Origin of the sequence: Streptococcus sp. 3874 (assembly GCF_013276425.1) — a bacterium.
GTDB lineage: Bacteria > Bacillota > Bacilli > Lactobacillales > Streptococcaceae > Streptococcus > Streptococcus pseudopneumoniae.
The window spans coordinates 20,813-27,611 of sequence record NZ_VMLA01000030.1; the positions used below are offsets into that span (position 1 = coordinate 20,813).

The window sequence follows — 6,799 nt, forward strand, 5'->3', positions numbered from 1 at the left end:
TTAAAAATATCATAAAAATACCTAAAGAGCCAATTGAAAAGGCTTGCAATTATATTATAAATAGTACATTTAAAAAACGGAGGAGTGCTTTATGAAAACCTATACTTATGTTAAACCAGGACTTGCTTCTTTTGTTGATGTAGATAAACCAGTGCTTCGCAAGCCAACAGATGCTATTGTGCGTATTGTAAAAACCACTATTTGTGGAACAGACCTCCATATTATCAAAGGGGATGTTCCTACTTGCCAAAGTGGTACCATTCTTGGCCACGAAGGGATTGGGATTGTTGAAGAAGTTGGGGAAGGAGTTTCCAACTTCAAAAAAGGTGACAAGGTCTTGATTTCTTGCGTCTGTGCCTGTGGTAAATGCTACTACTGTAAAAAAGGAATTTATGCTCACTGTGAAGACGAAGGGGGCTGGATTTTCGGTCACTTGATTGATGGTATGCAGGCTGAATATCTACGTGTCCCTCATGCAGATAATACTCTTTACCATACTCCAGCAGACTTGTCAGATGAAGCTTTGGTTATGCTGTCAGACATTCTGCCTACTGGATATGAAATTGGTGTCTTAAAAGGGAAAGTAGAACCTGGTTGCAGCGTAGCCATTATTGGTTCAGGTCCAGTTGGATTGGCTGCTCTTTTAACAGCCCAATTCTATTCACCAGCTAAATTGATTATGGTAGACCTAGACGATAACCGCTTGGAAACTGCCCTATCATTCGGTGCGACTCATAAGGTTAATTCTTCAGACCCTGAAAAAGCCATTGAAGAAATTTATGATTTGACAGATGGTCGTGGTGTGGATGTCGCTATCGAAGCTGTTGGTATTCCTGCAACATTTGATTTCTGTCAAAAGATTATCGGTGTAGACGGAACGGTTGCCAACTGTGGTGTGCATGGTAAACCAGTTGAATTCGATTTAGATAAACTTTGGATTCGCAACATCAATGTAACAACTGGTTTGGTATCTACAAATACGACTCCACAATTGTTGAAAGCACTTGAAAGTCATAAGATTGAACCAGAAAAATTGGTAACTCACTATTTCAAACTCAGTGAAATTGAAAAAGCCTATGAAGTCTTCAGTAAGGCGGCAGACCACCATGCCATTAAGGTCATTATCGAAAACGATATCTCAGAAGCCTAAGTAGTAAAAATATTTTTGTACATAAGTAAATAGAAATTCAGTCATCCATCAGATGGCTGGATTTTTTATCAAAAAATTAAGAAATGAGCATATTTCTTTCCTTGTCTGGCGGAATTGGTTATAATATATGGTACAAAGGAATGAATGAATATGTATCGTGTTATAGAAATGTACGGAGATTTTGAACCCTGGTGGTTCTTAGAAGGTTGGGAAGAAGATATTGTAGCAAGTAAGAAATTTGACCAGTATTATGATGCTCTCAAATACTACAAGACTTGCTGGTTTAGATTGGAACAAGAATCCCCTCTTTATAAAAGTAGAAGGGACTTGATGACCATTTTTTGGGACCCGGAAGATCAACGCTGGTGTGATGAATGTGATGAGTATTTACAACAATACCATTCTTTGGCTCTTTTACAGGATGAGCAGGTTATTCCAGATGAAAAACTACGTCCAGGCTATGAAAAACAAACAGGTAAGGAAAGGCACCGTTCTTGCCGTATGAAAGTAAAATAGAGAAAAAGTAACTTTTTGGAGTTGCTTTTTTATTTTTTCCAAATCTTTGCGAATAGTATAGGTGAGGAGGTAGGTATGGTTCAAGAAATTGCACAAGAAATCATTCGTTCGGCCCGGAAAAAAGGAGCGCAAGATATTTATTTTGTCCCTAAGTTAGATGCCTATGAGCTTCATATGAGGGTAGGAGACGAGCGCTGTAAAATTGGCTGTTATAACTTCGAAAAATTTGCGGCCGTCATCAGTCACTTTAAGTTTGTGGCGGGTATGAATGTGGGAGAAAAGCGACGTAGTCAACTCGGTTCCTGTGACTATGAATATGACCAGAAGATGGCGTCCCTACGTTTATCTACCGTAGGCGATTATCGAGGGCATGAGAGTTTAGTCATTCGCTTGTTGCACGATGAAGAGCAGGACTTGCATTTTTGGTTTCAGGATATTGAAGAATTAGGCAAGCAGTACAGGCAACGGGGACTCTATCTTTTTGCTGGCCCGGTTGGGAGTGGTAAGACGACCCTGATGCATGAATTGTCCAAGTCACTCTTTAAAGGACAGCAAGTTATGTCCATCGAAGATCCTGTCGAAATCAAGCAGGACGACATGCTTCAGTTGCAGTTGAACGAAGCAATCGGCCTAACCTATGAAAATCTCATCAAACTTTCCTTGCGTCATCGACCAGATCTCTTGATTATCGGAGAAATTCGGGACAGCGAGACGGCGCGTGCAGTGGTCAGAGCTAGTTTGACAGGTGCAACAGTTTTTTCAACCATTCACGCCAAGAGTATCCGAGGTGTTTATGAGCGTCTGCTGGAGTTGGGTGTGAGTGAAGAAGAATTGGCAGTTGTTCTGCAAGGAGTCTGCTACCAGAGATTAATCGGGGGAGGAGGAATCGTTGACTTTGCAAGCAGAGATTATCAAGAACACCAAGCAGCCAAGTGGAATGAGCAAATTGACCAGCTTCTTAAAGATGGACATATCACAAGTCTTCAGGCTGAGACGGAAAAAATTAGCTACAGCTAAGCAAAAAAATATCATCACCCTATTTAACAATCTCTTTTCTAGCGGTTTTCATCTGGTGGAGACCATCTCCTTTTTAGATAGGAGTGCTTTGTTGGACAGGCAGTGTGTGACCCAGATGAGTGTGGGCTTGTCTCAGGGGAAATCATTCTCAGAAATGATGGAAAGTTTGGGATGTTCAAGTGCCATTGTCACCCAGTTATCCCTAGCTGAAGTTCATGGCAATCTCCACCTGAGTTTGGGAAAGATAGAAGAATATCTGGACAATCTGGCTAAGGTCAAGAAAAAATTGATTGAAGTAGCGACCTATCCCTTGATTTTGCTGGGTTTTCTTCTCTTAATTATGCTGGGGTTACGGAATTACCTGCTCCCACAACTGGATAGTAGCAATATTGCCACCCAAATTATCGGTAATCTGCCACAAATCTTTCTAGGAATGATAGTTTTTGTTTCAGTAGGTGTCCTTTTAGCACTCACTTTTTATAAAAGAAGTTCTAAGATGCGCGTCTTTTCTATCTTAGCGCGCCTTCCCTTTATTGGAATCTTTGTGCAGACCTATTTGACAGCCTATTATGCACGTGAATGGGGGAATATGATTTCACAGGGAATGGAGTTGACGCAGATTTTTCAAATGATGCAGGAACAAGGTTCCCAGTTCTTTAAAGAAATCGGTCAAGATTTGGCTCATTCTCTCCAAAATGGTCGAGAATTTTCTCAAACTATAGGAACCTATCCTTTCTTTAAAAAGGAGTTGAGTCTCATCATCGAGTATGGTGAAGTCAAGTCTAAGCTGGGGAGTGAGTTGGAAATCTATGCTGAAAAAACTTGGGAAGCCTTTTTTACCCGAGTCAACCGCACCATGAATTTGGTGCAGCCACTGGTTTTTATCTTTGTAGCACTGATTATCGTTTTACTTTATGCGGCAATGCTCATGCCCATGTATCAAAATATGGAGGTAAATTTTTAAAATGAAAAAAATGATGACATTCTTGAAAAAAGCTAAGGTTAAAGCTTTTACACTTGTGGAGATGTTGGTGGTCTTGCTCATCATCAGCGTGCTTCTCTTACTCTTTGTACCTAATCTGACCAAGCAAAAAGAAGCAGTCAACGACAAAGGAAAAGCTGCTGTTGTTAAGGTGGTGGAAAGCCAGGCAGAGCTTTATAGCTTAGAAAAAAATGAAGATGCTAGTCTAAGTAAGTTACAAGCAGATGGGCGAATCACAGAAGAGCAAGCTAAAGCTTATAAAGAATATCATGAAAAACAAAATAAGACTCAAACGGTCGCGGATTAAGGCCTTTACCATGCTTGAAAGTCTCTTGGTTTTGGGACTTGTGAGTATCCTTGCCTTGGGTTTGTCAGGCTCTGTCCAGTCTACTTTTGCGGCGGTAGAGGAGCAGATTTTCTTTATGGAGTTTGAAGAACTTTATCGGGAAACTCAAAAACGCAGTGTAGCCAGTCAGCAAAAGACTAGTCTTAACTTAGATGGGCAGACGATTAGCAATGGCAGTCAAAAGTTGATAGTCCCCAAAGGGATTCAGGCACCATCAGACCAAAGTATTACATTTGACCGAGCTGGGGGCAATTCGTCTCTGGCTAAGGTTGAATTTCAGACCAGTAAAGGAGCGATTCGCTATCAATTATATTTAGGAAATGGAAAAATTAAACGCATTAAGGAAACAAAAAATTAGGGCAGTGATTTTACTGGAAGCAGTAGTCGCTCTAGCTATCTTTGCCAGCATTGCGACCCTCCTTTTGGGACAAATTCAAAAGAATAGGCAAGAAGAAGCAAAAATCTTGCAAAAGGAAGAAGTCTTGAGGATAGCTAAGATGGCCTTGCAGACAGGTCAAAATCAGGTAAACATAAACGGAGTGGAGATTCAGGTGTTTTCTAGCGAAAAGGGATTGGAGGTCTACCATGGTTCAGAACAGTTGTTGGCAATCAAAGAGCCATAAGGTCAAGGCTTTTACCTTGTTAGAATCCCTGATTGCCCTGATTGTCATCAGTGGAGGATTACTCCTTTTTCAAGCTATGAGTCAGCTCCTCATTTCAGAAGTTCGCTACCAGCAACAAAGCGAGCAAAAAGAGTGGCTCTTGTTTGTGGATCAGCTGGAGGCAGAGTTAGAGCGTTCTCAGTTTGAAAAGGTGGAAGGCAATCGTATCTATATGAAGCAGGATGGCAAGGAGATCGCTATGGGTAAGTCTAGGGCAGATGATTTCCGTAAAACGAATGCTCGTGGTCGAGGTTATCAACCTATGGTCTATGGGCTTAAGTCTGCGCAGATTACAGAGGAGGGCCAACTGGTACACTTTCGTTTCCAATTTCAAAAAGGATTAGAGAGAGAGTTTATCTATCGTGTGGAAAAAGAAAAAAGTTAAGGCAGGTGTTCTCCTTTATGCAGTCAGCATGGCAGCTATCTTTAGTCTTTTATTACAATTTTACTTGAACCGACAAGTCGCCCACTATCAAGACTATGCTTTGAATAAAGAAAAATTGCTTGCTTTTGCCATGGCCAAACGAGCCAAGGATAAAGCCGAGCAAGAAAGTGGGGAACAGGTTTTTAATCTGGGTCAGGTGAGTTATCAAAACAAGAAAGCAAGCTTGGTGATAAGGGTTCGTACGGATAAGAGTCAATATGAGTTCATCTTTCCTTCCGTCAAAATCAAAGAAGAGAAAAGAGAGAAAAAGGAAGAGGTAGCGACCGATTCAAGCGAAAAAGCGGAGAAGAAAAAATCGGAAAAGAAAGAGAACTCCTAGCCAATCAAGCTACTTTGTGCCAAACTAAAAATATGAAACATGATTTTAACCACAAAGCAGAAACTTTTGATTCACCTAAAAATATCTTTCTTGCAAACTTGGTTTGTCAAGCAGTCGAGAAACAGATTGATCTTCTATCAGACAAAGAAATTTCGGATGCTTTTTGTATGAATAATCGGGGTAGCTACCTATCCGAATTTTTAAATTTTCCTAGTACAAAGAAGTTGCTAAGGAACATCGCGAAAGGTTCTCTTAATCAATCCAATATAAATGCAAGGAGTAGTAAATGCGAAACAAATTTTAAAATTTTTTAAATTGAAATTTGGTTTTTAACATGAGGAGTCTCCCTTCACCAAATTTGAGTCTGCCTATCCCTTGACTATTCTTTCCTTTTCACAAACGATTCGCTTATTCAATTATAAGTTTACGTTCTCCTAGTCACAGTTCTTGTGCTTGATGGAAAGAATGACACCTATAAATATGCGAGGTAGTGGCTGTATCACTCACTTATTCACCTCCACGTGATTTGTAGTAGTGATAGACTTTCTCACTATTATTATAAAACAAAATAAAGAGCACACCACTTTTTCATTCTGTCTTGTGCCTTGAGTGAAACGAAAGGAATGAATTATAAACATAAAAGTTTAGTATATAGATTATTCCTCTCAAAATATGCAAATAAGCTAGGATACTAAATTTATAGCAGACTTAGTGAAAAGCAGAAACTAGAAATGATACTAGTTTCTGCTTTTCTCCATAATAATTAATTTCCCCTTTTTTCCTTCTAAATCTTTCTTCACAACAAAAAAACCTGAATTTCTATATGCTTTTTGAGCCAATATATTTTTTTCATTTACAGCCAATACAATATGGTTAATTTCTAATTTTAAAGTTGAGTCCATGAATTCAAATATTTTATTCAGAGCATTAGAACCATATCCTTGATTTCTGAAATTATCATCAATAGAAAATCCTCTAATAAGCGCATAATCTTTTTGATAATAGCCATACTTTTTAGGACCAGTGTTTAGGTGTAGGCAAAAAAATCCAATTACTTTATGTTCTTTATTAAGTATTACTATTGGGTATCTATACTTATCTTTTTTAGACTTTTCAATAATATTTTTTGGGGTATCAGTATGTGTAATATCATTTAAAGAATAAGAACTTAAAGAATGGTAATGGTCAACTTCACTATACAAAGATAATTTCATGATAATTAATTCCTTTCTCTTTATGTAAGATACATAACTAAATAGGACTCTAGGTATGTAGATTTTTTTATGAAATGTCCTATAAAAATCAGATATATTTAGAGTTATTACTTTAGTCCTTTATTTTCATTATTAGACTTCCTGCAAA

At 38.7% G+C, this 6,799-nt stretch carries 10 protein-coding genes and 1 pseudogene; 10 read left to right on the forward strand and 1 reads right to left on the reverse strand.

Going from position 1 to position 6,799, the window contains the following annotated elements; all coding sequences use genetic code 11:
• Positions 1-91: 91 nt before the first annotated feature.
• From HT703_RS03655 to HT703_RS03700, 10 genes and pseudogenes are all read left to right on the forward strand, one after another.
• On the forward strand, positions 92-1,150 hold the full coding sequence (locus tag HT703_RS03655; RefSeq protein WP_172929932.1) for a zinc-dependent alcohol dehydrogenase family protein: 1,059 nt from the start codon (positions 92-94) through the stop codon (positions 1,148-1,150).
• 150 nt (positions 1,151-1,300) lie between these two features.
• Positions 1,301-1,666, forward strand: a complete 366-nt coding sequence (locus tag HT703_RS03660) for a DUF1033 family protein (RefSeq protein WP_000286404.1) — start codon at positions 1,301-1,303, stop codon at positions 1,664-1,666.
• 75 nt (positions 1,667-1,741) lie between these two features.
• Positions 1,742-2,683: a competence type IV pilus ATPase ComGA gene (comGA, locus tag HT703_RS03665; protein WP_000249547.1), complete on the forward strand. Its 942-nt coding sequence runs from the start codon at positions 1,742-1,744 to the stop codon at positions 2,681-2,683.
• Positions 2,631-3,647, forward strand: a complete 1,017-nt coding sequence (comGB, locus tag HT703_RS03670; RefSeq protein ID WP_166731556.1) for a competence type IV pilus assembly protein ComGB — start codon at positions 2,631-2,633, stop codon at positions 3,645-3,647. The genes comGA and comGB overlap by 53 nt, the downstream gene beginning before the upstream one ends.
• A gap of 1 nt (position 3,648) precedes the next feature.
• Positions 3,649-3,972 carry a comG operon protein ComGC gene (gene comGC / locus HT703_RS03675; RefSeq protein WP_166731555.1) on the forward strand — a complete coding sequence of 108 codons (324 nt, stop codon included), beginning with the start codon at positions 3,649-3,651 and terminating at the stop codon, positions 3,970-3,972.
• Positions 3,935-4,369, forward strand: a complete 435-nt coding sequence (comGD, locus tag HT703_RS03680) for a competence type IV pilus minor pilin ComGD (protein WP_050207886.1) — start codon at positions 3,935-3,937, stop codon at positions 4,367-4,369. Before comGC ends, comGD begins: the two co-directional genes overlap by 38 nt.
• Complete coding sequence (comGE, locus tag HT703_RS03685; RefSeq protein WP_191994533.1) at positions 4,332-4,634, forward strand: competence type IV pilus minor pilin ComGE; 303 nt, start codon at positions 4,332-4,334, stop codon at positions 4,632-4,634. The genes comGD and comGE overlap by 38 nt, the downstream gene beginning before the upstream one ends.
• The gene (comGF, locus tag HT703_RS03690; RefSeq protein ID WP_054393006.1) at positions 4,597-5,058 is read left to right on the forward strand and encodes a competence type IV pilus minor pilin ComGF; all 462 of its coding nucleotides are present in this window, start codon (positions 4,597-4,599) and stop codon (positions 5,056-5,058) included. The genes comGE and comGF overlap by 38 nt, the downstream gene beginning before the upstream one ends.
• Complete coding sequence (gene comGG, locus HT703_RS03695) at positions 5,036-5,437, forward strand: competence type IV pilus minor pilin ComGG (protein ID WP_054393005.1); 402 nt, start codon at positions 5,036-5,038, stop codon at positions 5,435-5,437. The genes comGF and comGG overlap by 23 nt, the downstream gene beginning before the upstream one ends.
• Before the next feature lie 32 nt (positions 5,438-5,469).
• Positions 5,470-5,595: pseudogene (locus tag HT703_RS03700) on the forward strand (SAM-dependent methyltransferase); the annotation flags it as partial.
• A 579-nt stretch (positions 5,596-6,174) separates the two neighbouring features.
• Here HT703_RS03700 and HT703_RS03705 read toward each other — a convergent pair.
• A complete protein-coding gene (locus HT703_RS03705; protein WP_054393003.1) occupies positions 6,175-6,651 on the reverse strand; it encodes a GNAT family N-acetyltransferase in 477 nt (158 codons plus the stop codon).
• Positions 6,652-6,799 lie beyond the last annotated feature (148 nt).

Coding starts and splice junctions, on each gene's coding strand:
- comGD (WP_050207886.1), top strand. CDS start 3,935: ATGAAAAACAAAATAAGACTCAAACGGTCGCGGATTAAGGCCTTTACC.
- comGB (WP_166731556.1), top strand. CDS start 2,631: ATGGACATATCACAAGTCTTCAGGCTGAGACGGAAAAAATTAGCTACA.
- HT703_RS03655 (WP_172929932.1), top strand. CDS start 92: ATGAAAACCTATACTTATGTTAAACCAGGACTTGCTTCTTTTGTTGAT.
- HT703_RS03660 (WP_000286404.1), top strand. CDS start 1,301: ATGTATCGTGTTATAGAAATGTACGGAGATTTTGAACCCTGGTGGTTC.
- HT703_RS03705 (WP_054393003.1), bottom strand. CDS start 6,651: ATGAAATTATCTTTGTATAGTGAAGTTGACCATTACCATTCTTTAAGT.
- comGF (WP_054393006.1), top strand. CDS start 4,597: ATGGTTCAGAACAGTTGTTGGCAATCAAAGAGCCATAAGGTCAAGGCT.
- comGC (WP_166731555.1), top strand. CDS start 3,649: ATGAAAAAAATGATGACATTCTTGAAAAAAGCTAAGGTTAAAGCTTTT.
- comGE (WP_191994533.1), top strand. CDS start 4,332: ATGGAAAAATTAAACGCATTAAGGAAACAAAAAATTAGGGCAGTGATT.
- comGA (WP_000249547.1), top strand. CDS start 1,742: ATGGTTCAAGAAATTGCACAAGAAATCATTCGTTCGGCCCGGAAAAAA.